The sequence below is a fragment of the Bradyrhizobium sp. UFLA05-153 genome (assembly GCF_054185185.1).
Map to the genome: position 1 here is coordinate 60,143 of NZ_JBBIAM010000017.1, position 23,385 is coordinate 83,527.

22 protein-coding genes are annotated in these 23,385 nt (G+C 64.1%); 10 read left to right on the plus strand and 12 right to left on the minus strand.

Annotated features, from left to right (window positions below; all coding sequences use genetic code 11):
* Positions 1-16 precede the first annotated feature (16 nt).
* Together Q2941_RS12885 and Q2941_RS12890 are read left to right on the plus strand one after the other, a co-directional pair.
* On the plus strand, positions 17-1,516 hold the full coding sequence (locus Q2941_RS12885; protein ID WP_458192718.1) for a M81 family metallopeptidase: 1,500 nt from the start codon (positions 17-19) through the stop codon (positions 1,514-1,516).
* 70 nt (positions 1,517-1,586) lie between these two features.
* Positions 1,587-2,474 (plus strand): carbon-nitrogen hydrolase family protein, encoded by an 888-nt coding sequence (locus Q2941_RS12890; RefSeq protein WP_027524607.1) that lies wholly within the window; start codon positions 1,587-1,589, stop codon positions 2,472-2,474.
* A 12-nt stretch (positions 2,475-2,486) separates the two neighbouring features.
* Here Q2941_RS12890 and Q2941_RS12895 read toward each other — a convergent pair whose 3' ends face one another.
* The gene (locus Q2941_RS12895; RefSeq protein ID WP_254112295.1) at positions 2,487-4,010 is read right to left on the minus strand and encodes a caspase family protein; all 1,524 of its coding nucleotides are present in this window, start codon (positions 4,008-4,010) and stop codon (positions 2,487-2,489) included.
* A 210-nt stretch (positions 4,011-4,220) separates the two neighbouring features.
* Between Q2941_RS12895 and Q2941_RS12900 the strand changes: the two genes are divergently transcribed.
* The 3 genes from Q2941_RS12900 (at position 4,221) to Q2941_RS12910 (ending at position 8,331) form a co-directional block, all read left to right on the plus strand.
* Entirely contained in the window at positions 4,221-5,183 is a 963-nt protein-coding gene (locus Q2941_RS12900) for a helix-turn-helix domain-containing protein (RefSeq protein WP_458192719.1), read from the plus strand.
* A 320-nt stretch (positions 5,184-5,503) separates the two neighbouring features.
* A complete protein-coding gene (locus Q2941_RS12905; RefSeq protein ID WP_458192720.1) occupies positions 5,504-7,033 on the plus strand; it encodes a DEAD/DEAH box helicase in 1,530 nt (509 codons plus the stop codon).
* Positions 7,034-7,263: 230 nt separating this feature from the next.
* On the plus strand, positions 7,264-8,331 hold the full coding sequence (locus tag Q2941_RS12910; protein WP_254112292.1) for a GGDEF domain-containing protein: 1,068 nt from the start codon (positions 7,264-7,266) through the stop codon (positions 8,329-8,331).
* A 67-nt stretch (positions 8,332-8,398) separates the two neighbouring features.
* Here Q2941_RS12910 and Q2941_RS12915 read toward each other — a convergent pair whose 3' ends face one another.
* The 9 genes from Q2941_RS12915 to Q2941_RS12955 form a co-directional block, all read right to left on the minus strand.
* Positions 8,399-8,848 carry a TfoX/Sxy family protein gene (locus Q2941_RS12915; RefSeq protein WP_027524602.1) on the minus strand — a complete coding sequence of 150 codons (450 nt, stop codon included), beginning with the start codon at positions 8,846-8,848 and terminating at the stop codon, positions 8,399-8,401.
* 182 nt (positions 8,849-9,030) lie between these two features.
* Entirely contained in the window at positions 9,031-9,438 is a 408-nt protein-coding gene (locus tag Q2941_RS12920) for a HesB/IscA family protein (protein WP_198031809.1), read from the minus strand.
* Positions 9,439-9,491: 53 nt separating this feature from the next.
* A complete protein-coding gene (locus Q2941_RS12925; protein WP_027524600.1) occupies positions 9,492-9,863 on the minus strand; it encodes an SUF system Fe-S cluster assembly protein in 372 nt (123 codons plus the stop codon).
* Entirely contained in the window at positions 9,860-11,107 is a 1,248-nt protein-coding gene (locus tag Q2941_RS12930; RefSeq protein ID WP_254112291.1) for a cysteine desulfurase, read from the minus strand. The genes Q2941_RS12925 and Q2941_RS12930 overlap by 4 nt, the downstream gene beginning before the upstream one ends.
* Positions 11,104-12,411: a Fe-S cluster assembly protein SufD gene (gene sufD, locus Q2941_RS12935; protein WP_254112290.1), complete on the minus strand. Its 1,308-nt coding sequence runs from the start codon at positions 12,409-12,411 to the stop codon at positions 11,104-11,106. Before sufD ends, Q2941_RS12930 begins: the two co-directional genes overlap by 4 nt.
* An 11-nt stretch (positions 12,412-12,422) precedes the next feature.
* A complete protein-coding gene (sufC, locus tag Q2941_RS12940) occupies positions 12,423-13,175 on the minus strand; it encodes a Fe-S cluster assembly ATPase SufC (protein WP_027524597.1) in 753 nt (250 codons plus the stop codon).
* 62 nt (positions 13,176-13,237) lie between these two features.
* Complete coding sequence (gene sufB / locus Q2941_RS12945) at positions 13,238-14,734, minus strand: Fe-S cluster assembly protein SufB (protein WP_027524596.1); 1,497 nt, start codon at positions 14,732-14,734, stop codon at positions 13,238-13,240.
* 113 nt (positions 14,735-14,847) lie between these two features.
* Positions 14,848-15,987, minus strand: a complete 1,140-nt coding sequence (locus Q2941_RS12950; RefSeq protein WP_027524595.1) for a cysteine desulfurase family protein — start codon at positions 15,985-15,987, stop codon at positions 14,848-14,850.
* Between the two features lie 54 nt (positions 15,988-16,041).
* Entirely contained in the window at positions 16,042-17,235 is a 1,194-nt protein-coding gene (locus tag Q2941_RS12955; RefSeq protein WP_458192721.1) for an acyltransferase family protein, read from the minus strand.
* Between the two features lie 44 nt (positions 17,236-17,279).
* Here Q2941_RS12955 and Q2941_RS12960 point away from each other — a divergent pair, with 44 nt between their 5' ends.
* From Q2941_RS12960 to Q2941_RS12975, 4 genes are all read left to right on the plus strand, one after another.
* On the plus strand, positions 17,280-18,227 hold the full coding sequence (locus tag Q2941_RS12960; RefSeq protein ID WP_458192722.1) for a LytTR family DNA-binding domain-containing protein: 948 nt from the start codon (positions 17,280-17,282) through the stop codon (positions 18,225-18,227).
* A gap of 379 nt (positions 18,228-18,606) precedes the next feature.
* Positions 18,607-19,254: an alpha/beta hydrolase gene (locus Q2941_RS12965; RefSeq protein ID WP_027524593.1), complete on the plus strand. Its 648-nt coding sequence runs from the start codon at positions 18,607-18,609 to the stop codon at positions 19,252-19,254.
* A 9-nt stretch (positions 19,255-19,263) separates the two neighbouring features.
* Positions 19,264-19,782 carry a DUF1697 domain-containing protein gene (locus Q2941_RS12970; protein WP_458192723.1) on the plus strand — a complete coding sequence of 173 codons (519 nt, stop codon included), beginning with the start codon at positions 19,264-19,266 and terminating at the stop codon, positions 19,780-19,782.
* Positions 19,779-20,069 carry a DUF1330 domain-containing protein gene (locus Q2941_RS12975; RefSeq protein WP_458192724.1) on the plus strand — a complete coding sequence of 97 codons (291 nt, stop codon included), beginning with the start codon at positions 19,779-19,781 and terminating at the stop codon, positions 20,067-20,069. The genes Q2941_RS12970 and Q2941_RS12975 overlap by 4 nt, the downstream gene beginning before the upstream one ends.
* Before the next feature lie 23 nt (positions 20,070-20,092).
* Here Q2941_RS12975 and Q2941_RS12980 read toward each other — a convergent pair whose 3' ends face one another.
* Together Q2941_RS12980 and Q2941_RS12985 are read right to left on the minus strand one after the other, a co-directional pair.
* The gene (locus Q2941_RS12980) at positions 20,093-20,770 is read right to left on the minus strand and encodes a glutathione S-transferase family protein (protein ID WP_458192725.1); all 678 of its coding nucleotides are present in this window, start codon (positions 20,768-20,770) and stop codon (positions 20,093-20,095) included.
* A gap of 95 nt (positions 20,771-20,865) precedes the next feature.
* Complete coding sequence (locus tag Q2941_RS12985) at positions 20,866-21,969, minus strand: anhydro-N-acetylmuramic acid kinase (RefSeq protein WP_458192726.1); 1,104 nt, start codon at positions 21,967-21,969, stop codon at positions 20,866-20,868.
* Between the two features lie 161 nt (positions 21,970-22,130).
* Between Q2941_RS12985 and tyrS the strand changes: the two genes are divergently transcribed.
* On the plus strand, positions 22,131-23,384 hold the full coding sequence (gene tyrS / locus Q2941_RS12990; RefSeq protein WP_027524588.1) for a tyrosine--tRNA ligase: 1,254 nt from the start codon (positions 22,131-22,133) through the stop codon (positions 23,382-23,384).
* The last annotated feature ends 1 nt before the right edge of the window (position 23,385 follow it).

Here is a 23,385-nt window from a genome sequence, read left to right on the forward strand (position 1 = left end):
CGGCCCCAGGCACAGCATGCACAAGCCATTTCGGATCGCTATCGCCGGATTCCATATTGAGTCTGTGAGTTTCCTGCCGGCCGTCTCGACCTGGGACGATTTCGAGCAGGTGGCCCTGCGTGGGGATCAAATCGTCGAAGAGCTCCGAGGCACAAACACCGTGATGGGCGGCTTCATCGAGGTCTGCGAACAGGCGAGCGTGGCGTTGGCTCCGCTCGTCCACACGGCCCTCGGCGCCGTGGGTCCGGCCGCCGATGAGGCCGTCAGACGCTACGCGGACGAGATGGCTTCGGGCGTCCGCGTCTTGTCCGACCTGGACGGCGTGCTGCTTTTCCTCCACGGGGCGTGCTGGACGGCTTCGTATCCGGACCCCGAGCGCTTCATCATCGACACGGTGCGTGCCGCCCTGGGGCAAGACAAGCCCTTGATCGTCGCGTTGGACTACCATGGCAACATCGATGCAAACACGCTGCAAAACGCGACCGCGGCGTTCGCCTATCGAAAATCGCCGCATACCGATACGGGCGACACGGGACGCCGTGCCGCCATCTGCATGCTCCGCACACTGCGTGGAGAGATTTCGCCAACATGGGCGATCGCCAAGCCGGGCGTGCTCGTCCCGTCGATCTTCAGCGCGACTGCGCTGCGCCCCTTGGCGGATCTCATCGAGGAAGGCCAGCGCATCCAACGTGACAGCGAGCGCTACACCGACATTTCGCTGATGGCCGGCTTTTCCTATGCAGACGCGCACAATGCCGGCTTTTCGGTGCTGTGCGTCACCGACGGCGACCCCGCGCGCGCCCAGGCGATCGCAGACCATCTTTCGGAACGGATCTGGAGCGAGCGGCATGCACTCTCCGGGCCCTTCGAAGTCTACACCGCAGAGTCAGCGGTCTCGCGCGCGTGCACAGGCCTGACGACGCGCAGGACGCAGGGGCGCCCCTACGTCCTGGTCGAGCACGCAGACCGAATGAACGACTCAACGTACCTGCTGGCGGAGCTGCTCAAGCGCGGCGTCTCGCGGGCTGCCGTGCCCTTTCTCTGGGATGCGGCCGCAGCGCAGAAGGCATTCGAGGCCGGGGTTGGTGCGTTGGTGAACCTAAGGCTTGGCGGCCACAGCTCCGAGAAGGCAGGGCCGACGCTGGACATCACTGCGCGCGTGCAGTGGGCAGGCCCGAAATCGTACCGCGTGACGGGCTCCTACATGCATGGCATGCCTGTCGATCTGGGAATGACGGCGTTGCTTGACGTCGATGGCGTGTCGGTGAGTGTCGTCAGCGCTTTTGCATTCGCGGTCGACGGCGATGCATTCGGAGTATTCGGGTTGCGTCCGGAAGACTTCGACATCATCGTGCTTCGTTCAAAGACCCATTTCCGTGCGTTCTATGAGGGATTGGCGGAGGAAATCATGATCGTGGATACGCCGGACCACGGCGTCGCCGACCTGCGGCTCCTGCCCTATGAGCGGCTGGATACCCGTCGCGTATTTCCGCTTGCTCCTGAAAGAGCCCATTGATGTCGGCTGAACGCCAGCAGAGAACGACACGCGCGGATCGCTGGGCCCGCGACAGGAGAACGGACAAGCGATGACCGGCAAAGTAAACGTGAGCTTGATTCAATTTGACGTCCAAGTGTTGGAGCCGGCGTCGAATCTCGAGCGAATGCAGGCAGTGATGCGATCGGAGGCAAAGGCAGGCGCGCAGTTGATCGTATTCCCGGAGTTGTCGAACACGGGATACGTGGAGCCGGTGACGCCCGGCGCCCCCTTCAGCCCGGAATCCGGCGGAGCCGAACAATATGCCCTCCGATTATTCCAGGCCGCCGAACCCGAGAACGGCCCCTTCATCACGTCGCTGTGCGACCTCGCCCGTGAGCACAGCCTCCATGTTGTCGTCGGGCTGGCCCTCCGTCATCCGGTGCAGCAGGGCGTGATGCATAATGCGTCGGTCCTGATTGGCCCTCACGGCGTGCTCGGCACCTACCACAAGATTCATCGCTGGCATCTGGAAAAGCTCTACTTCGTTGCCGGCGAGAGCATCTCGGTGCAGCAGACGATGTTGGGGCCGATCGGCATGCAGATTTGCTATGACATCCGGTTTCCGGAATTGACGCGGGCACTCATGGTGCAAGGCGCTCAGATCGTCACGAATATCTGGGCGTCGTTCCGCCCGCAAGACAAGCCCCTGGAAGACGAGCAGATCTTCACGCACCGCGCCTACACGCGCGCGACCGAGAATGGCGTCTTCTTCCTCAGTTGCAACCGCGCCGGCAGGCAGGGCAGTTGCGCCTTCATGGGCCGAAGCATCATCGTTGCGCCGGACGGCAAGATTCTCGCGCAGTCCACCACGGAGGACGAGGACATCGTACGCGCGGAAATCGACCTTGATGACGTTGCCCGCTACAGAAGCTATGTCGGGCTCGCGACAGACAGGCGTGCGGATATCTACGCACGATACCTGACTGCGCCCGTCTGAGGCATTCGGCGCTCAATTGTTGCTGCGGTTCGCGGTCCGGAAGCTCTTGATCTCCGACACGCTGCCATCGCGATAAGTCAGTTCCACCGACACGACCTGCGTCGACGGCGCGAGCTTCATGTAGAGCGGCATGCCGGCGGAGATCGCTGTGGGGTCGCGCATGTCGCAGGCAGGCATCTTCAGCACCTGGTTGGGGACTGCGGTGTCGATGCCGATGCGGACCTCGCGGATGGCGCAGCGATAGGATACGAGGTGCGTGTAATAGACGAGCAGCCCATTGAACTCACGGAACGACAGCCAGCTCGTCGCGGTCATGTCGAGGATCTTGCGCTGGTCGCGGAGCAGCGCAGCCTCGGGCTCGAACTTGATCGGGAACGGGCCCTGCATATCGCCGGAGGCATCGACATAGCGGACTTCGATGGTGCCGGCCGGCGCATCCGGCGGCAATTCGATCGAGGGGTTCGGCAGCCGCTTGCGGGTGCGCGGATCGAGCGTGTCGATGAAGCCTGTCTCGCGGAAGTCGCCCTGGCCTGCCATGCGCCAGGAAATGCCGAGCGTGGGATCTGCGAAGGAGAACGTCACCGACCAGCCACCGTTGTGGCGCGAGAAGCTCGCGATCGGCGCGTTGGTGGCTTCCTCCTTCGGCACGCGCGGCGCCGAGACCGGCGGCAGCGCCGCGACCTTCTGCGCCGGCGGATCGGCCGGGCGTGCCGCGGCGTCGGCCGCGGCCTTGGCCGCGCCGCTCAGGAAGACGTCGTCGACCATCTGGTCGAAATAGACCGGCACCTGCTTGTGCTTGACGGTGTCGGCCATCTCGCTGACGAGCCGCCGCGTATGCTGCGCCACCTGCACGAGGTTCTCGCCGGGCTGCAACAGCTCCCTGGCAAACGTGCGCGTGAACACCGAATTGGGATTGGCGTCATCGTTCGAGAGGCGATCGAGCGCGGTCTGGCGCGGGCCCGCGGAGAACACCGAAAACACGCCTTCCGGCAATTGCGTCATGGGCGCGAGCCCGCCACCGCCGGCGACCGCGCGCGTTCCGGTCCGCTCGAACGGATTGTTGCGGCACGCGTCGAACACCAGGATCGAGGTGCGCGCCTTCTTGTTCTGGAGGCGCTCGATGATGCGGTCGGCGAGGATGGAGGAATCGCGAACCAGCTCTTCCTGGCCTTCGGTCGCCGCCGGCACGTCGGTCGGCAGCAGATAGTTCTGGCCCGCGATCTCGAAACCGTGGCCGGCATAGAAGAAGAACGCGGTGTCGCCCGGCTCGATCGCCCTGTCGAAGGCAAGCAGCGTCTCGGTGAACTGCTGGCGGCTCTGGTTCTCGGCCACCATCACGGAGAAGCCGAGCTGCTTCAGCGTATCGCCCATGGTGCGGGCGTCGTTGACGGCCTTGAGCAGTTTTGGAACGTTCTTGTAGTCGTTGTTGCCGATCACGAGCGCGACGCGCTTGTCGGCGTGCGCGGGGGCTGCGAGCGCCGTCAGACTGGCGATGATGCCAAGGGCCGCCAAAACCGAAAGAAGCCTGCGCGTCATCGAAAAATCCCCGTTTGCAGGAAGGGTCAGTTGGGTTCCTGCGGCCACTGATGTCATAGTCGGCCGAGCCATGTCAGGGGTTCATGGCAGGGCTTCAAGAAGGCGAGGCAAGCGCCCAGCGGGATGCCCCCGCGCGATCTGTCCTATGGCCGGCCTGAGCGGAATCTGCTTTTGCTTAAGCGGCATTACCTATCTACCCGAGGGTCTTCCGTGTATCGCTGGTGCACCGACGAGGTCGAGCCGCAGGACCGCTTCGATTATTGGCGGGAGGTGCGCGCCAAGGGGCTGTTCGGCGTCACCGCGGAACTCGCCCGCGAGCAGCGCGCGGATTTCTCCGGCGAGTTCACGCTGCGCAAGGTCGGCGGTGCCGGCCTCGTCGAGCTCAAGGCCTCACCTTACCAGGTCGAGCGTAGCAAAGCCGACATTGCGGACGCGGCCAGCGACAGCATCTGCGTCTACCAGCAGCTCGGCGGCGGCGGCTGGTTCGGCGGCATGCGCAGCAGCGATTTTGCAATCGAAAATGGCAGGTTTGCCACGAGCCATACCGACCTGCCCTATCGCACCGTGCCGCTCGGCGCCGCCGGCTTTCACCTGAGGATCCTGAAGATCCCCGTGGCCGGCGTCCCGGCGCAGGACAGTCGCGCTCGCGACCTCACGCCAAAGCCGTTCGGCGACCCTGCGCTGGCCCCCCTACTCGATGCCGCCTTTGCCGAACTCGGTGAACTCGCCGGCGGGGACGAGACTACCCACGCCAAACCGCTGGTGGAGGCGCTGGCCTGTCTCGCCTTGATCGAGCGCGGCATCGTCAGGCCCGGCGGCCGCCGCGGACAATACGCGCTGCGGATCGGCCGGCTCTCGCTGGCGCGCCGCCTGATCGTCCGCCACCTGAACGATCCCCGGTTGTCCCCGGCGATGGTCGCCGACTGGCTCGGGGTGTCCCTGCGACACCTCCACATGCTGTTCGAAATGGCGGAGAAGAGCTTCTCCCAGACCGTGACCGAGCAACGCCTGGCCCAGAGCCGCCGCCTGTTGCGCGAAGCGCCGGAACGGCTGATTGCCGACGTCGCCACCGCCTGCGGCTTCGAAAGCCTTGCGACCTATTACCGGGTCTTCAACGCAGCTTACGGGCTGCCGCCAGGCGATTTCCGGGCGCAGGCGGCCGAGAAGCGTTAGCCGCCTTCCTGGCCTCCCCCCGGTCGCCCGGCCGGCGATCGGGCGAAAAGCCCGACTTCGCCCGCAATTTGAGCAAAAACGCTAGGTTTTTAAGAGCCTTCCCGCGCTCGCTCCATTGACTTTGGCCGATTCCCCCCTATGTTCCGGGCAACGCGGCTCGGTATCGAAACGCGATTCCTGAGTTTGGCGCGTTGTTCGCGCAAAGCCTTGCTCGCGTAGGTCAGCACCCCCAGCTTCTTTGAGAGCGCGCCGTTTCGGGGTGGAGCGCGACAGCCTTAAATTACCCTCGATTCCGAACGGCGGTTTCGACTAGAGGCTCAATGTCCTTTTCAAATCTCGGACTATCCGAAAAAGTCCTCGCCGCAGTGGCGGCCACCGGTTACACCAACCCCACCCCCATTCAGGAACAGGCGATCCCTCACGTCCTCGCACGCAAGGACGTGCTCGGCATCGCCCAGACCGGCACCGGCAAGACCGCGGCCTTCGTGCTGCCAATGCTCACCATCCTCGAAAAGGGTCGCGCCCGGGCACGCATGCCGCGCACCCTGATCCTCGAGCCGACCCGCGAGCTCGCCGCCCAGGTCAAGGAGAACTTCGACCGCTACGGCGCCGGCCAGAAGCTTAACGTCGCCCTCCTGATCGGCGGCGTCTCCTTCGGCGACCAGGATGCCAAGCTGATGCGCGGCGTCGACGTGCTGATCGCGACCCCCGGCCGCCTGCTCGACCATACCGAGCGCGGCGGTCTCCTGCTCACCGGCGTCGAGCTGCTCGTCATCGACGAAGCCGACCGCATGCTGGACATGGGCTTCATTCCCGACATCGAGCGCATCTGCAAGCTCGTCCCCTTCACGCGGCAGACCCTTTTCTTCACCGCGACCATGCCGCCGGAGATCCGGCGCATCACCGAAGCCTTCCTGCACAATCCGCAGAAGGTCGAAGTTTCCAAGCCCGCCACCACCGCCGTCACAGTCACGCAGTCCCAGGTCCCCGCCGGACGCGAGGCGCATGAGAAGCGGGAACTCCTCCGCCGCCTCCTGCGCGAGGCCAAGGATCTCAAGAACGCGATCATCTTCTGCAATCGCAAGCGCGAGGTCGCGATCGTTCACAAATCGCTCCAGAAGCACGGCTTCAGTGTCGGAGCACTGCACGGCGACATGGATCAGCCGGCCCGCATGGCGGCGCTGGATCAGTTCCGCAAGGGCGAGCTGCCGCTGCTGGTCGCCTCCGACGTCGCCGCCCGCGGCCTCGATATCCCCGAGGTCAGCCACGTCTTCAATTTCGACGTTCCCCATCATCCCGACGATTACGTTCACCGCATCGGCCGCACGGGACGCGCGGGCCGCACCGGCACCGCGATCTCGATCGTGACGCCGCTCGACCAGAAGTCGATGGCCGCGATCGAAAAGCTGATCGGCCAGAACATTCCGCGCGCCGAAGGCGAGTTCGAGGTCCACAGCGAGTCCGCCGAGCCAACCGAGCGTTCGCGCGAGCAGCGTGGCCGGGAGCGGTCGCGCGGCGGTCGCGGCAAGTCGCGTCGCGGCGGCCATGAGCAGCGTGGTGACGCGCGGCACGCCTCGGACGCAAGGCCAGCAGCGGAAGCGCGGCCTGCACGCGAGCCCAAGCCTGCACGTGAGCCCAAGCCTTCACGCGAGGCAAAGCCTGCGCGCGAAGCAAGGCACGCCTCTGAGCCGCGCCACGGCTCGCGCCAGCAGGCCAATACGTCGCATGTGCCCTCGATCGGCCGGCCCGAGCCCCGCCGTCCGCAGCGCGAGGCCGACAGCGAGCCCGGCGATCATTCGCATCTGCCGGCATTTCTGTTGCGACCGGTTCGTTCCCCCGCCGGCGCCTAAAGCGCGCCGCGCTTTAGGTTGTTTGTCTGAGCGTGATCTCCGCGCAAACGCGTCCCGCGTTTGTCGCGAGGGAAAATCGCGACACACTTTGCGCTGACGCGGCCCTTCGGGTCCGGATCATGCTCCAGGGAACGGCCGTTTACCGGCCGTTCAGAATCGTCCTTTAGCCTGAGACCATAATTTAAGTATTGCTGCAGTCGGAGGCGCACCGGCTGCTCTGGGGATGTTCTGTGGTCAAGGTGCTCGACGAACACGAACGCACGATGGCGTTCGCCGAGGTGGCCCTCGGTCAGATCCGATCGCTCAAGCAGACCGCAATTCCCCGCAACTACGAGATCTGGTACGTCTACGCCACCGGCTACAACGCCCCGCTGAACAAGATCATCAACGAGACGCTGGCGCGCAACGGCAAGCTGACCGAAGCCGATCTCGAGCAGATCTACGAGACTTATCTCTCCCACATCAAGACCACCGACCGCATCGACAAGGTCGGCGCGCGCGTCATCGGCGAGATCGACGACGTGATGAAGGTGCTCACCGAAGCGCTGGGCATGTCCGCCTCCTATGATGCGAGCCTGTCAGGCGCCGCCGCAAAGCTGTCGACCGCCAAGGACCGCGACCAGATCAAGGCGATCGTGGACACGCTGCTCCATGCGACGCGCGACATGCGCGAGACCAACAAGGCGCTGGAGGACCGCCTGACCTTGTCCGCGAACGAGATCAGCAATCTCCAGCAGAGCCTCGAGGCGATCCGCGCCGAAAGCCTGACCGATCCCCTCACTGGTCTTGGCAACCGCAAATATTTCGATCGCATGATCGGTATGGCCGTGCAGAACGCGCTCGCAAGCGGCGAGCCGCTGTCGCTGCTGTTGTTCGACATCGACCACTTCAAGTCGTTCAACGATTCCTATGGCCACCTCACCGGCGACCAAGTGCTGCGGCTCGTCGGCCTGTCACTGAAGCAAACCATCAAGGGCCAGGACATCACCGCGCGCTACGGCGGCGAGGAGTTCGCGGTCGTGCTGCCCAACACCGCGCTGCGCCAGGCGCTCACGGTCGCCGACCACATCCGCCGCGCCGTGATGGCGAAGGAATTGAAGAAGAAATCGACCGGTGAGATCCTTGGCCGCGTCACGATCTCAGTCGGCGTCTCCATGGTGAAGCCGGGCGACGACACCGACTCCCTGATCGAGCGCGCCGATGCCTGCCTCTACGCCGCCAAGCGCAACGGCCGCAACCGCGTGATCTGCGAGACCGACCCGGAATACAGCGTCGAGAGGCGCGGCCAGGTGGCTTGAGCCTTATTCACCGCCGTCATTCCGGGACGCGGCGAAGCCGCGAGCCCGGAATGACGAATGGTTAGAGCTACGCCTTCCGCTTCGCGCGCTTGCGAACCGCAGCCTTCTTGGTCGGCTTCTTCACCAGCGCCTTCTTCGCAGGCTTGGCGGCCTTCTTCACCGCCTTCTTTGTCGCCTTCTTTGCCTTGGGCCGCTTCTTCACCTTGGCGCGCTGGGCGGCGGCGAGCGCGGCCCTCGCCCACTCCGCAAGCTCCTCGGAATCGTCGAACAGGCGTGCAGGCAACTGCCAGTAGGAGTTCACCATCACGGTTTTGGCGCGGGTCTGGTACTGGAACGGCGCTGAGCCTTCGGCCTCGAAGCTCGGGATCGTCTGCTCATCGGCGCGGAGGAACAGGCCGGCGCGCAGAGCCAGCGCGAAATTGGTGCCGTCGGCGGAGATCCCGTAGCCGGAGAACATCCGGCGGATGGTGACGGGGCCGAAATCGGCAAATAGGTCGATCAGGAATTCGCGGTCCATCGGCACGCTCTCTCCGCATGGTCGTCCTGGCGAAAGCCAGGACCCATTACCCCAGGGAGCAGTTTAGCGAAGACCGCTAGTTGTACCAGCGCCGGTACTGAGACCTGTCACCCACGAGAAATCACGCGGTATGGGTCCTGGCTTGCGCCAGGACGACAGCGGAGTGAATGGCGAGAGCGGGGCTACCCCTCGACCTTGGCCGGCCGCAGCTCGACCGACTCGCCGCAGCCACAGGCGGAGATCTGATTGGGGTTGTTGAAGACGAACTGGGCCTGCATCTTGTCGGCCTTGTAGTCCATCTCGGTTCCGAGCAGGAACAGCACGGCCTTGGGATCGACCAGGATCTTGACGCCCTTGTCCTCGACGACCTCGTCGGTCGGGCGGATCTCGTGGGCGTATTCGACGGTGTAGGACTGCCCGGCGCAGCCGCCGTTCTTCACGCCGACGCGCAAGCCGACGATCTCGGAGTCCGCACGCTGCGTCAGCTCGATGATGCGCTGCGCGGCAGCATCCGTCAGCCGCATCACCTGCGGACGCGGCCGCCGCGGCTTGGGAGTCGAAACTGGAGAAGCCTGGGTCATGTCAGTCATTTGGTCCGTTGCGGAGCAAGTTCAATGCCGGATGTGCAAGAGCCTGATTGATGTCACCACATGTTGAGGACGAGGCGCGCCTCGTCACTCATGCGTTCCGGCGTCCAGGCCGGCTCCCAGACGACCTTGACATCGACCACGCCGACGCCGGGAACGCTGGCAACCGCATTCTCGACCATGGTCGGCAGCTCGCCTGCGGCCGGGCAATTCGGCGTCGTCAGCGTCATCAGGACGTCGACGGAACGGTCGTCCTTGATCTCGACCTTGTAGATCAGGCCGAGTTCGTAGATGTCGGCGGGAATTTCCGGATCAAACACGGTCTTGAGCCCCGCGATGATCTCGCGCGTCAGACGCTCGGTCTCCTCCGGCGGCAGCGCCGAATGCGTCTCCATCGGATTGGCTTTGATTTCGGCCGTGTCACTCATGCGAACAAATCCCGCGCCTTCAAAAGCGCATGTGCCAGATGGTCGACTTCGTCCCTTGTATTATACATGCCGAACGATGCCCGGCACGTCGCGGTCACGTTGAACCGCTCTAAAAGCGGCATCACGCAATGGGTGCCGGCGCGCACCGCGATGCCCTGGCGGTCGATCACGGTGGCGACGTCGTGGGCGTGCGCCCCCTTCAGCTCGAAGGAGATCACCGGGCCCTTGCCGCGCGCGGTGCCGATCAGCCGCAGCGAGTTGATCTCGCGCAGGCGGTCCTGGGCATAGGTGAGGAGATCGTGCTCGTGGGCGGCGATGCGCTCCTTGCCGATCGAGTTGACGTAGTCGATGGCCGCGCCAATCCCGACCGCCTCGACGATCGCGGGCGTGCCGGCCTCGAACTTGTGCGGGGGATCGCCATAGGTGACGATTTCGCGGGAGACCTCGCGGATCATCTCGCCGCCGCCATTGTAGGGACGCATCGCGACGAGGTGGTCGTATTTGGCCCAGAGCACGCCGATGCCGGTCGGCCCATAGACCTTGTGGCCGGTGAAGACATAGAAGTCGCAGCCGATGTCCTGGACGTCGACCGGAATATGCACGGCGCCCTGGCTGCCGTCGACCAGCACGGGAATGCCGCGGGCGTGCGCGATTTTCACCACGTCCTTGACCGGCACGATGGTGCCGAGCGCGTTCGACATCTGCGTGATCGCGACGAGCTTGGTCTTCGCGGTCAAGAGCTTCTCGAACTCGTCGATCAGGAAATTGCCTTCATCATCGACCGGAGCCCATTTGATCACCGCGCCGTAGCGTTCCCTGAGGAAATGCCAGGGCACGATGTTGGAGTGGTGCTCCATGATCGAGAGGACGATCTCGTCGCCCTCTTTGATATTGGGCTCACCCCAGGACGAGGCGACGAGGTTGATCGCCTCCGTCGCGTTGCGGGTGAAGATCACTTCCTCAGGTCGGGGCGCGTTGATGAACTGCGCCACCTTGGCGCGGCCGCCCTCATAGGCCTCGGTCGCCGCATTGGCGAGGTAGTGCAGGCCGCGATGCACATTGGCATATTCGCTCGTATAGGCCTGCGTCATGCGGTCGAGCACGGATTGCGGCTTCTGAGCCGAGGCCGCGTTGTCGAGATAGACCAGCGGCTTGCCGTAGACCTGCATGGCGAGCGCCGGAAAATCCTGGCGCACCCGCGCGACGTCATAAGAACCGTTCAGGACCGCCGGATGCGTGCTCATGACCGCCGCTCCAGCCAGCGCTCGGCAATGCCGATCACGTGCTCGCGCAAATCATCATCGGCGATCTGCTCGATCGCCTCGCCGACGAAGGCCTGGATCAGCAGCGCCTGAGCGTCCTTCTCGGGCAACCCACGGGCGCGCAGATAGAACAGCAGGCTGTCGTCGAGCGCACCGGCGGTCGCGCCGTGGCCGCAGGAGACGTCGTCGGCAAAGATCTCGAGCTCGGGCTTGTTGTCGGCCTCAGCCTCGTCCGAGAGCAGCAGCGCCCGCGTCATCATCTTGCCGTCGGTCTTCTGTGCGTCGGGGCGGACGATGATGCGGCCCTGGAACACCGAATGCGCGCGATCATCGATCACGGCGCGGAAGATCTCGCGGCTGGTGCAATGGGGCACGGCGTGGTCGACGACCAGCGTCGAATCGCCATGCTCGGTCTTCTTCAGGAGGTTCACGCCATTGACCGCGAGCTCGCTGCCCTCGCCTGCCAGCGTGATGAAGCCCTGCAGGCGGCTCACAGCGCCGCCGGTCGTCATGTTGAAGAAGTTGAGCTTCGTATTCGCGCCGACCGTGATGATCTCGGAGGTGATGTTCACGGCGTCAGGCGCATCATCCATCAGGCGGATATGCGCGACATCGGCGTTGTCGCCGATCGTCACCAGCACGGCGTCGTTGACCTGGTAGGCCGCAGCGCCAGCCGCGACGAAGCTCTCGATGATGGTGGCGCGGACGCCGTTCCCGATTCGCAATTGCGAGCGCGTGAAGGCGGACGCGGAGGCGGCGGTCGCGATGTGGATGATCTGGATCGGAGCTGAAAGCTGCGCACCGTCCGCGATCGACACCACGACGCCGTCGGTCGCCATCGCCGCATTCAAAGAAATCATCGCGTCCGTCGAGGCGGTCGCGAGCAGGTCGCCGGACTCCTTCTCCAGCGTTTCGCGCAGCGTCTTGACGCTGACTTCCGATGCGAGCGCCTTCACGTCGGACAGGTCGGCCGCGAACATGCCGTCGACCAGTACCAGCTTGCGGGCGCCGGCGAAGCCATGCGCCTTCACCGCCTCGGCTGCGCGCGACAGCGCCGCGGCGTCGGGGGTGGCCGCAAGCGGCAGCACCTCGCCGACGAGTGCGCGCAGATCGGTGTATTTCCATTCTTCGAGCCGGCGGTGCGGCAGGCCGAGACGCTCATAGGTCTCGAAGGCCTGGCGGCGCACCGCTATGACCGCGGGCGAGCCGGGCAGCCGGCCTTCGGCGCTGGTGAAGAGATCGCTCACCGCGCGGCCGGTCCCGGTCTTGACCAAAGCAACGTTCATCGCAAAATCCCTTACGCCGCGTCCTCGAACTGGGTGTAGCCGGACTCCTCCAGCTCCAGCGCCAGTTGCTTGTCGCCGCTCTTCACGACGCGGCCCTTCGACATCACGTGCACGAAATCCGGTACGATGTAGTTCAGCAGGCGCTGATAGTGGGTGATCACCACCATCGCGCGCTTCGGCGAACGCAGCGCGTTGACGCCGTCGGCGGCAATTCGCAGCGCGTCGATGTCGAGACCGGAATCCATCTCGTCGAGAATGCACAGGCTCGGCTCGAACAACGCCATCTGAAGCACCTCGTTGCGCTTCTTCTCGCCGCCGGAGAAGCCGACATTGACGCCGCGCTTGAGCATGTCCTGCGGGATGTTCAGCGATTTCGAGACCTCGCGGACCTTCTTCAAAAAGTCCGGCGTCGAATATTCGCTCTCGCCGCGCGCCTTGCGCTGCGCGTTGAGCGCCGTGCGCAGGAAGTTCATCGTGGCGACGCCGGGGATCTCGACCGGATACTGGAACGCCAGGAACACGCCCTTGGCGGCGCGCTCTTCGGGGTCCATCTCCAGGAGGTCCTCACCCTTGAACAGGATCTGGCCGTCGGTGACCTCATAGCCGGGCTTGCCGGCGATGACGTGGGAGAGCGTCGACTTGCCGGAGCCGTTCGGCCCCATGATCGCATGCACCTCGCCTTCGTTCACGGTCAGCGTCAGTCCGTGGAGGATCTCACGTTCCTCAACACGAACCTTCAGGTCTTTCACTTCAAGCAAAGCCATATTGGTTTCCAGTCTATTCAAATGATCCAGGGAGCGCCGAAGCGCGCCGCGAGAGCCGGCAATTAACCGACCGACCCTTCAAGCGAGATCGAGATCAGCTTCTGCGCTTCCACTGCGAACTCCATCGGGAGCTGCTGGAGCACGTCCTTCACAAAGCCGTTGACGACGAGGCCGACGGCTTCCTCTTGGCTGAGGCCGCGCTGGACGCAGTAGAACAGCACGTCCTCGGAGATCTTCGAGGTCGTCGCCTCGTGCTCGAAGGTGGCCGAGGAGTTCTTGGCCTCGATGTAGGGCACGGTGTGCGCGCCGCATTTGTCGCCGATGAGCAGCGAGTCGCAGGCGGTGAAGTTGCGGGCGCCGGTCGCTTTCCGATGCGCGGTGACGAGACCGCGATAGGTGTTCTGCGACTTGCCGGCCGCGATGCCCTTGGAAATGATCCGGCTCGACGTGTTCTTGCCGAGATGGATCATCTTGGTGCCGCTATCGACCTGCTGGAAACCGTTCGAGATCGCGATCGAGTAAAACTCGCCGCTCGAATTGTCGCCGCGCAGGATGCAGCTCGGATATTTCCAGGTGATCGCCGAGCCGGTCTCGACCTGGGTCCAGGAGATCTTGGAGTGGTTGCCGCGACAGTCGCCACGCTTGGTGACGAAGTTGTAGATGCCGCCCTTGCCTTCCGAGTTTCCGGGGTACCAGTTCTGCACCGTCGAATACTTGATCTCGGCGTCGTCGAGCGCGACGAGCTCGACCACGGCGGCGTGCAGCTGGTTCTCGTCGCGCTGCGGCGCCGTGCAGCCCTCGAGATAGGAGACGTAGGAGCCCTTATCGGCGATGATCAGCGTGCGCTCGAACTGGCCGGTGTTGCGCTCGTTGATGCGGAAATAGGTCGAGAGCTCCATCGGGCAGCGCACGCCCGGCGGCACGTAGACGAACGAGCCATCGGAGAACACTGCCGAGTTCAGCGTCGCGTAGAAATTGTCAGAGGTCGGCACCACGGAGCCGAGATACTTCTGCACGAGCTCGGGATGCTCGCGGATCGCCTCCGAAATCGGCATGAAGATCACGCCAGCCTTCTTCAGCTCGGCCTTGAAGGTGGTCGCAACCGACACCGAGTCGAAGACCGCATCGACCGCGATCTTGCGCCGGGCCGGGTCTTCCTCACCGGGCTTCGGCTCGACGCCTTCGAGCATCGCCACTTCCCTCAAGGGAATGCCGAGCTTCTCGTAGGTCTTCAAAATCTCCGGATCGATCTCATCCAGCGAGGAGACCGTCTTCTTCGGCTTCGGCGCCGCGTAATAGTAGATGTCCTGGAAGTCGATCTTGGGATACTCGACGCGCGCCCAGGTCGGCTCGGTCATGGTGAGCCAGCGCCGATAGGCCTCGAGCCGCCACTGGAGCATCCAGGCGGGCTCGTTCTTCTTTCCGGAAATGAATTTTACGATGTCTTCCGACAGCCCCTTCGGGGCCTTCTCGGAGTCGATCAGGGTTTCAAACCCATAACGATACTGGTCGACGTCGATGCGCTTCACGCGCTCGACCGTCTCTTGTACGGCTGGCATTCCATCCTCCGCTCGCGGTTTCAAGGACCGCGGTGGATCAAACTCGAACGACTATTACGATGTTTCTATGCGGAAAGCACGTGCTTAGAACCGTTCAAGCCGTGTTTCGTCGCCTACTCTCTAAGTAGGTTATTACCGAGCTTTCGCCAAGCCTCAAGGGTACGATTGATGTCCGCCTCCTGCGTGGACCAGCCCAGACTGAGACGCACCGCTCCCTGGGCCGTTTTGGGGTCGAATCCCATGGCGGAGAGCACGTGGGAGGGCTGTACCTTCCCGGACGAACAGGCTGAGCCTGAGGATACGGCGATCCCTTCGAGGTCGAAGCCGATCACGGCGGTCTCGGCTTTCAGCCCCGGCGCCGTAAACAAGGTGGTATTTGGCAACCGCCCAGCATCCTCCGAGAAAATCATCGTGCCCGGCACCGTTCGCAGCCCGTTTTCCAAGCGATTCCGCAAGGTTCGGAGCCGCTCCGCATCCTCCGCCAGAGCCTGAACGGCCGCCGTCACGGCCGCGCCGAAACCGGCGATGCCCGGGACGTTCTCGGTTCCCGCGCGGCGGCCGAGTTCCTGCCCACCACCGCGCAGCAGCGGTTCGAGCCCCGTTACGCCCTCGGCCACCACCAATGCGCCAATACCCTTGGGACCACCGATCTTGTGTGCAGAGAAGGTGGCAAGATCAGCAGATATCTCATTGATATCAAAAGGTATCTTGCCAAGCACCTGGATCGCATCGACATGCAAAAGCCCGCCCGCCTCGTGGACGATCCGCGCCGCCTCCGCCACCGGCTGAAGCGCGCCGGTCTCATTGTTGGCGGCCATGATCGACACCAGCGCCGGCGGACCGGAAGCAAGCAGCGCCTTGAGGTGGCCGACATCTACAACGCCGGTGCGCGTCACATGAATCGGACTGACGGCATCGGCCGGAAACCTCCCGCCTGCCAGCACCGAGGCGTGCTCGACGGCGGACACCAGAAGGCGTTCCATCGGGCCACCTGAGGTCCCCTTTAGACCCCGCGACAGCGCCAGCGCATTGGCCTCGGTTCCCGCCGAAGTGAAGATGACGTTGCGCGGCAGGCCGGCAACCGCTCGTGCAAGCGCAGCACGAGCCGCCTCGACCAGCCGCCGTGCCTCCCGCCCCTCGGCGTGGACTGACGACGGATTGCCGACCAGATCATAGGCCGCGACCATCGCCGCCCGCGCCTCCGGGCGCAGCGGCGTGGTCGCATTCCAGTCGAGATAAACGCGGGTCGGCAGCATATCGCCCTCTTAGCACCTTTTGCCAGCGCGCCAATCGGGACCCCGCCCGCATCAGGCCGGTTGCTGCTGCGGGATCCCGGCCGGGCGGCGGGACCCGGTCCGCAATCCGAACAGAGGCCGCAGCCAGGCGATGCGCCGCACGATCTCATAGGTGACTACGCATGTAAGCGCGGTGCCGAGGATCACGATGGGGGCCTCGACCTCAACCGAGAATCCGCTGCCACGCAGTCCATGCGCGATCACGATGATCGCGGTCTGATGCACGATGTAGTACGGGAAGATCGCGTCCGTGAGATAGCGGCGCACGCGTCCGTCGGCCGTGAAGTGCCGCCGTGCGAAACCGAGCACTGCGACCATGGCAAGCCACTGATAGCAGCCATAGGCGATGCTGGCGCACCTCTTCAGCAGCGGCGACGGCGCGAGCAGGCCTGCGAACAGCAGGATGAAGATGATGAAGCAAGCGGCTGCGACTGCCAGCGCCGCCCAGCGCTGGCGTTCGATCTCGGACCAGACGCTCCCCTGCTTCGCCAGCAGGAAGCCGATCAGGAACGCCGTCGCATAGTCCGCGTGGTTGTACCAGTCGCCAAACAGCGCGTGCGTGGACGGAAAGGCCGGGAACAGGAACAGGCGCCAGGCCGCGAACAGCAGACTCGGCAGGATCAGGAATCCGGGCCCTGTGAGCAGAACGGCAAGCTGCGCACCGAGTTCATCGGTCACGGCCGGCCATAGCCAGAGCACGCCGGCCAGCGCGATCGTGTAGACCCACAGGTAAACCACGAACCAGAGATGGTTCCAGGTCGGCTGGACGATGCAAGGGTTCGGACAGAACTGCGCCCCGAAGGCGAGATAGTGATGGACATAGAAATCGACAAAGCCGGCCGGATAGCCGAGGCTTTCGACGATCTGGAGATTGGACTGCGGCGGCACGATCACCAGCATGCCAAAGATCAGGGGAATCAACAGCCGCGCCGACCGCGCGCCAACGAACGATCCGAGGCGGTACTTGCCGAGCATGAACCTCGTCGCAACCCCGGAAACCAGGAACAGAAGCGAGAGCCGCCAGGGATTGAGGACCAGCATCAACGGCTCGAGCCAGGTCAGCCTGTAGACGCTCTTGATGTGAAATCCCCAGGACACGTAGAGCATGCCGACGTGGTAGAAGATCAAGAGCCCGAAGGCGCCAATCCGCACCCAGTCTAGATCGATGCGCCGTTCCGAGGTCGAGAGTTGCTGTGGTGTTGACATGGTTTTCTGCTCCTTGACGGGACGCCAAGCACGGTTCTTTGGCCATGGCTGACACCGAAAATGCCCCACAAGCAGAGCGCGTCGAGCCGGTTTGGGATCAGAACCGCAACACGCGGGATGAAGCGTCACGCCCTGGGACGAGCGGTGGGCTTTTTGGGATCAGCGGCGGCGACTGGACGATGTTCGCGGCGATCGCAGCCGTCGCGCTTGCGCTCGGAATCGTGAATGCGCTCTCCGGCGCGCAGGATGCCGCCTGGCGCGGCGACAGCTACGACATCGGCCGGCGGCTGTTCTGGGAGATGTCGAGCATCGCCGTCGTCCTGCTGACCATCCCGCTCCTGGTGCTGGCCGTCCGGCGCATGCACCGGAGCCCGGGGCTCGTCGTCCGGGTGGGTATCGGAGCGCTCGCCCTGCTCGGCTTCTCGACCCTTCACATCACCGGCATGGTCTGGGTCAGGAAGCTCGTGCTCTGGCTCGCCGGAAGCGCCTACGATTTCCATTTCTCGTTTGCGACGATCTCATACGAGTTTCGCAAGGATGCCGTGGCCGCCCTCCTGATCGGCGGAACGATCTGGCTATTCGAGAGCCGACGTGAGCTGAAAAGGGCCGCGCTGGCCGCCAAAGCTGCCGACCCGCGACAGCCGCCTGTCCCCGATCTGATCTGGCTGCGAGACGGCGCAAGCCGCATTCGCCTCGCGCCGCGCGACATTCTCTGGGTCGCCTCCGCCGGCAACTACATCGAATACAGCCTTACCGACGGCAGTCAGCACCTGATCCGGGGTACGCTCGCGATGGCCGAGGGCGAGCTCTCGCGCTTCGCCATCGTTCGCGTTCATCGGACGAAGCTTGCCAATCTCGATCGGGTGAGCGGCGTGGACCTGAAACCGTCAGGAGATTTCGAACTCACCTTCGACAACGGGCAAACGCTCCAGGGCAGCCGGCGCTATCGGCTAGCGGTTGCCTCGCTCGGAGGTCGCACGCCTCCTGTGTGAATCGCTCCGGGGCTGCCCGGCGGGCGCTAAATCGCCATGATTCCAATTGGTTAACTTGGAATCCTGAACTCAACACCGATCCTCGTCGTCGATTTGCTCGATCCCGGCGGCGACACAGCCGCGTGCGGCGGGGCGCTCATGACGCCGCGATGACCGGCTAAGCTCTTGAGCGCATTGCGAGATGTCGAAGAAGCTTGCTTTCTGACCCTTGCCTCGTGTTAGAACGCGCGCGTCAGTTCACCCGCGCGCCACTCGCGCATCATCCGAGGGCGCCCCTTCCACTCCCATGCGCGCTTTCGTCGGCTCTGCAGCCGGTGGAAGCCGCCACGATCGGTTGATCGCTGAGGATCGTCTCGAGGGAATCAATCAAGAGATCATCATGCCTGAAGTCATTTTCGCCGGCCCCGCAGGCCGTCTCGAAGGCCGCTACCATCCGGCCAAGCAGAAGAACGCGCCGATCGCGATGATCCTGCATCCGCATCCGCAGTTTCACGGCACGATGAATCATCAGATCGTGTACCAGTGCTACTACGCCTTCGCGCACCGCGGCTTCTCCGTGCTGCGCTTCAACTTCCGTGGCGTCGGCCGCAGCCAGGGCTCGTTCGATCACGGCACCGGCGAATTGTCCGATGCCGCCGCGGCGCTCGACTGGGCGCAGACCATCAATCCCGAAGCCCGCGCGTGCTGGGTTGCCGGCTTCTCCTTCGGCGCCTGGATCGGCATGCAGCTGTTGATGCGCCGCCCCGAGGTCGAAGGCTTTATCTCGATCGCGCCGCCGGCCAACCTCTACGACTTCTCCTTCCTTGCGCCCTGCCCGTCCTCGGGACTTATCGTCCATGGTGAAAAGGATGCGGTGGTGCCGCCGAAGGACGTCAACACGCTGGTCGAGAAGCTGAAGACGCAGAAGGGCATCGTGATCGACCAGCAGGTCATTCCCGGCGCCAATCACTTCTTCGACGGCAAGCTCGAGCCGTTGATGGAGACCATCACCGCCTATCTCGACATGCGGCTCGCCAACGTTCGCTAAAGGCTGCTGATGGGCTCGTTCGTCGCCTTGCTCCGTGCCGTGAATGTCGGCGGCACCGGCAAGCTGCCGATGAGCGAGCTCAAGGCGATGTGCGAGGAGCTCGGCTTTGCCGCCGTGCGCACCTATATAGCCAGCGGCAATGTGGTGTTCACCAGTCGCAAGTCCGAACCTGCAATCAAGGCTGCGCTTGAGAAGCGCCTGCACGCTTACGCGGGCAAACCGGTCGGCGTGCTCGTGCGCAGCGCGGCGGAGATGGCGCAGGTTGCAGCCGACAATCCCTTTCCGAAGGCCGCGCCCAACCGCACCCTCGCGACCTTCCTCGACAAGCCGCCGCCGGCCGACGCGCTCGCAGGCATCCGCGGCCAGAAGGACGAGGAAGTCCGCCTCGGCCGCCGCGAGATCTACGTGCATTATGGCGACGGCATGGGGACGTCGAAGCTCGTCATCCCCGCCGCGAAAACCGGCACCGCGCGCAACATGAACACGATCGCGACGCTGGCGAAGATGGCCGCGGAGCTCGAGCAATGAAGGCGTATCTGGTGCTCGACCTCTCGGTGAATGACTTCGAAGGCTTCAAGCAATACATCGCCGAGATTCCCGCCTTCATCGCCAAGCATTCAGGCAAATACATTGTCCGCGGAGTTCAGCCCACAACGGTCGAGGGCGACTGGACCCCCGAGCGTTTCGTCATCATCGAATTTCCAGAGCGCGCGAACGCGGAAGCTTTCCTGAGCGACCCCGAGATTCAGGAGCTGTTCAAGGTGCGCTACGCGACGACGACGAGCAGATTGCTGCTCGCCGATGGGTGCACCTAACCACCTGCGATCAGAGGCGCGCTTCACGCCGCGAGCTTCAACAGATGCGCGTCATGGCGCGCCAGGAAAGCGCGCAGCAGTTCCGGATAGTCCGCGCCGACAGCCGTGCGAACGCTCGGACGCTTGGCAAGCTGCGCGCGCCATGCGCCGACCTTCTGCAAACCATTGAAGATGCCGAGCTCAGCCAGCTCATCGAACACGTCGAAATAGCGGAAGATCGGCGCGAACACGGCGTCGACCAGGCTGAACGATGCGCCGGCGAAGAATGGGCCGGACCCGAGCGCCGCCTCGACACGAGCAAATTTGGCTGAGAGCGCCTGACGCTTGCTCTCGAACGTTGCTGGATCGGTTGTCGTCTCAAGTCCCCAGAGATCGCCGAGGATCGCGGAGCCGAACTCCATCCAGGCGCGGTGCTCGGCGCGCCTGAGCGCGTCGGCCGGATGCAGCTTGCCGCCTCCTTGCGTCTCCTCGATGTATTCACAGATCACGTTGCTCTCGAACAGCGCGACCTCGCCTTGCGCGGTCGTGACCACCAGCACCGGCACCTTGCCGAGCGGCGATATCTTCAAGAACCAGTCGGGCTTGTTGGCGAGATCGATGTCGATCCGCTCGAACGCCACGCCCTTTTCGGTCAGCGCGATCACGGCGCGCTGTACATAAGGGCAAAGCTTGTGGCTGATCAGTTTGAGGGCTGCGGTCATGGCGGAGATCCTGGCGGGTCAATGCATCCGCATCAACATATATGCATTTGCATGAAACCGTCAAGATCGATGCATATGCATCAACCACCCGTGATCTATGGCCTCGCGATCACCCCGCCCGTCATCGGCATCGGCACCCCGGTGGTGGCCGGGTAGGACAGCGGCAGGCCTTTCATGCCGCGCGCCGCCAGAAAGCCGAAGGCCTGCGCCTCGATGGCGTCGGAGGCCCAGCCGAGCGTCTCGGCGGCCTGGACGGTGGCCGAGCCTACCCGCTCCCGCAGCATGCGCAGCATGGTGAGGTTGCGCGCGCCGCCGCCGCTGATGATCCAGCTCCGCGGTCGTCGCGGCAGCAGTGGAATGACCCGGGCAATCGCGGCCGTGGTGAAGGCGGTAAGCGTCGCAGCGCCATCTGCCGGCGAGACCTCGCCTAGCTTGAGTGCGGCAAAATCGTTGCGGTCGAGCGATTTCGGAGGCGGCAGCGCAAAGAATGGTAGCCCCAGCGCCCGCGCGATCCAGGCCTCGTCCACCTTGCCGAGCGCGGCGAACTTTCCTTCCGCATCGAACGCCTGGTTCATGGTCCGGTACATGAAGTCGTCGAGCAGCGCGTTGCCGGGACCGGTATCGCAGGCGATCAGCGTATCGTTGCCGTCGATATAGGTGATGTTGGAGACGCCGCCGATATTGACGACGACGATCGGCCCCTCGCGCTCCAGCGATTGCGCCAGCGCCCGGTGGTAAACCGGCACGAGGGGCGCGCCCTGCCCGCCGGCCTCGACGTCGGCGGCGCGGAAATCGTGCATCACGGGGATATGGATGGCCTTCGCCAGCGCCAGCGCGTCGCCGATCTGGACCGTCAAGCGCCGCTCGGGCCGGTGCAGCACGGTCTGGCCGTGGAAGCCGACGATGTCGATCTCTTCCGGCTTCATCCGGTTCTGGGCAGTGAAAGCGGCAACCGCTTCGGCATGGGCCAGCGTCACCGCACGCTCGGCCTCGGCCAGAACCCCCGGCCGGGCATCGCGCCGCGGCAAATGGACAGCCTCGGTGAGCGCCCGGCGCAACAGGCTGCGCTCGGCATTGCTGTAAGGCCGGTAGCCGGAGGGCCCGAACGCCTTGATCTGCTTTCCATCCGTTTCGATCAGTGCAACGTCGACCCCGTCAAGCGAGGTCCCGCTCATCAGACCAAGTGCGGTTAACATCATCGCAAATAAGCCTCGACGTCTCCCTACCCCGACGCCTGGCTTGTATCAAACAAGCACATCTTATAATGCCACAGCGCGCCGCGACGCGGCAGTCCGTTCCTTCCGGGTTCCGCAACTGGCCGCAATTACCGTAAAATAAGAATGATCAGAGCCGACGACAGATGAGTGCATTTAAATCGGATTTCCTCAATATTTTGCAGGAACGGGGTTTCGTCCACCAGTGCTCCGATTTCGAAGGGCTGGACACGCTCGCCGCCAAGGGCGAAGCCACGGCCTATGTCGGCTACGATTGCACCGCTCCGTCGCTGCATATCGGCAACTTCCTGACCATGATGATGCTGCATTGGCTCCAGCAGTCCGGCAACAAGCCGATCACGCTGATGGGCGGCGGCACCACCATGGTCGGCGATCCCTCCGGCAAGGACGAGACGCGCGCCATGCGCACGATCGCCGAGATCGAAGCCAACAAGGCCTCGATCCGCGGCGTGTTCGCCAAGGTGCTCCGTTACGGTGACGGCGCAAGCGACGCCGTCATGCTCGACAATGCGGAGTGGCTGACCAAGCTCAACTGGATCGAGATGCTGCGCGACGTCGGCAAGCACTTTTCGGTCAACCGCATGCTGACCATGGACTCCGTGCGGCTGCGCCTCGAGCGCGAGCAGGAGATGAGCTTCATCGAGTTCAACTACATGGTCTGCCAGGCCTACGACTTCGTGCAGCTCTCGCAGCGCGCCGGCTGCCGGTTGCAGATGGGCGGCTCCGACCAGTGGGGCAACATCATCATGGGCGTCGATCTCGGCCGCCGCATGGGCTCGCCGCAGCTCTTCGCGCTGACGACGCCGCTGCTCACGACCGCCTCGGGCGCCAAGATGGGCAAAACCGCGCAAGGCGCGGTCTGGCTCAACGCCGACCAGTTCAGCCCCTACGATTTCTGGCAGTACTGGCGCAACACCGAGGACGCCGACGTCGGCAAGTTCCTGAAACTGTTCACGACGCTGCCGATGAGCGAGATCAGGAAGCTCGAGGCGCTGCAGGGCTCGGAGATCAACGAGGCCAAGAAGTTGCTCGCGACCGAAGCGACCGCGCTGCTGCACGGCCGCGACGCCGCAAATGAAGCGGCCGAGACCGCACGGCGGACGTTCGAGGAAGGGGCGCTGGCGCAGACGCTTCCGACGATCGAAATTCCGCGCGGTGAGCTGGAGGCCGGACTCGGCGTGCTCAACGCCTTCGTCAAGGCGGGCCTCGTCGCCTCCAACGGCGAAGCGCGGCGCCAGATCAAGGGCGGCGGCCTCAGGGTCAATGACGAATCCGTCACCGACGAGAAGATGACGCTGACGCCGGCCCATCTCACGCCGGAGGGCGTGATCAAGCTCTCGCTCGGCAAGAAGAAGCACGTGCTCGTCAAGCCTGCATAGG

Bases quoted from the DNA above. Each gene is read 5' to 3' on its own strand.
- Q2941_RS12885 (WP_458192718.1), top strand. From the start codon at position 17: ATGCACAAGCCATTTCGGATCGCTATCGCCGGATTCCATATTGAGTCT.
- Q2941_RS12890 (WP_027524607.1), top strand. From the start codon at position 1,587: ATGACCGGCAAAGTAAACGTGAGCTTGATTCAATTTGACGTCCAAGTG.
- Q2941_RS12895 (WP_254112295.1), bottom strand. From the start codon at position 4,010: ATGACGCGCAGGCTTCTTTCGGTTTTGGCGGCCCTTGGCATCATCGCC.
- Q2941_RS12905 (WP_458192720.1), top strand. From the start codon at position 5,504: ATGTCCTTTTCAAATCTCGGACTATCCGAAAAAGTCCTCGCCGCAGTG.
- Q2941_RS12915 (WP_027524602.1), bottom strand. From the start codon at position 8,848: ATGGACCGCGAATTCCTGATCGACCTATTTGCCGATTTCGGCCCCGTC.
- Q2941_RS12920 (WP_198031809.1), bottom strand. From the start codon at position 9,438: ATGACTGACATGACCCAGGCTTCTCCAGTTTCGACTCCCAAGCCGCGG.
- Q2941_RS12925 (WP_027524600.1), bottom strand. From the start codon at position 9,863: ATGAGTGACACGGCCGAAATCAAAGCCAATCCGATGGAGACGCATTCG.
- Q2941_RS12930 (WP_254112291.1), bottom strand. From the start codon at position 11,107: ATGAGCACGCATCCGGCGGTCCTGAACGGTTCTTATGACGTCGCGCGG.
- sufD (WP_254112290.1), bottom strand. From the start codon at position 12,411: ATGAACGTTGCTTTGGTCAAGACCGGGACCGGCCGCGCGGTGAGCGAT.
- sufC (WP_027524597.1), bottom strand. From the start codon at position 13,175: ATGGCTTTGCTTGAAGTGAAAGACCTGAAGGTTCGTGTTGAGGAACGT.
- sufB (WP_027524596.1), bottom strand. From the start codon at position 14,734: ATGCCAGCCGTACAAGAGACGGTCGAGCGCGTGAAGCGCATCGACGTC.
- Q2941_RS12955 (WP_458192721.1), bottom strand. From the start codon at position 17,235: ATGTCAACACCACAGCAACTCTCGACCTCGGAACGGCGCATCGATCTA.
- Q2941_RS12960 (WP_458192722.1), top strand. From the start codon at position 17,280: ATGGCTGACACCGAAAATGCCCCACAAGCAGAGCGCGTCGAGCCGGTT.
- Q2941_RS12965 (WP_027524593.1), top strand. From the start codon at position 18,607: ATGCCTGAAGTCATTTTCGCCGGCCCCGCAGGCCGTCTCGAAGGCCGC.
- Q2941_RS12970 (WP_458192723.1), top strand. From the start codon at position 19,264: ATGGGCTCGTTCGTCGCCTTGCTCCGTGCCGTGAATGTCGGCGGCACC.
- Q2941_RS12975 (WP_458192724.1), top strand. From the start codon at position 19,779: ATGAAGGCGTATCTGGTGCTCGACCTCTCGGTGAATGACTTCGAAGGC.
- Q2941_RS12980 (WP_458192725.1), bottom strand. From the start codon at position 20,770: ATGACCGCAGCCCTCAAACTGATCAGCCACAAGCTTTGCCCTTATGTA.
- Q2941_RS12985 (WP_458192726.1), bottom strand. From the start codon at position 21,969: ATGATGTTAACCGCACTTGGTCTGATGAGCGGGACCTCGCTTGACGGG.
- tyrS (WP_027524588.1), top strand. From the start codon at position 22,131: ATGAGTGCATTTAAATCGGATTTCCTCAATATTTTGCAGGAACGGGGT.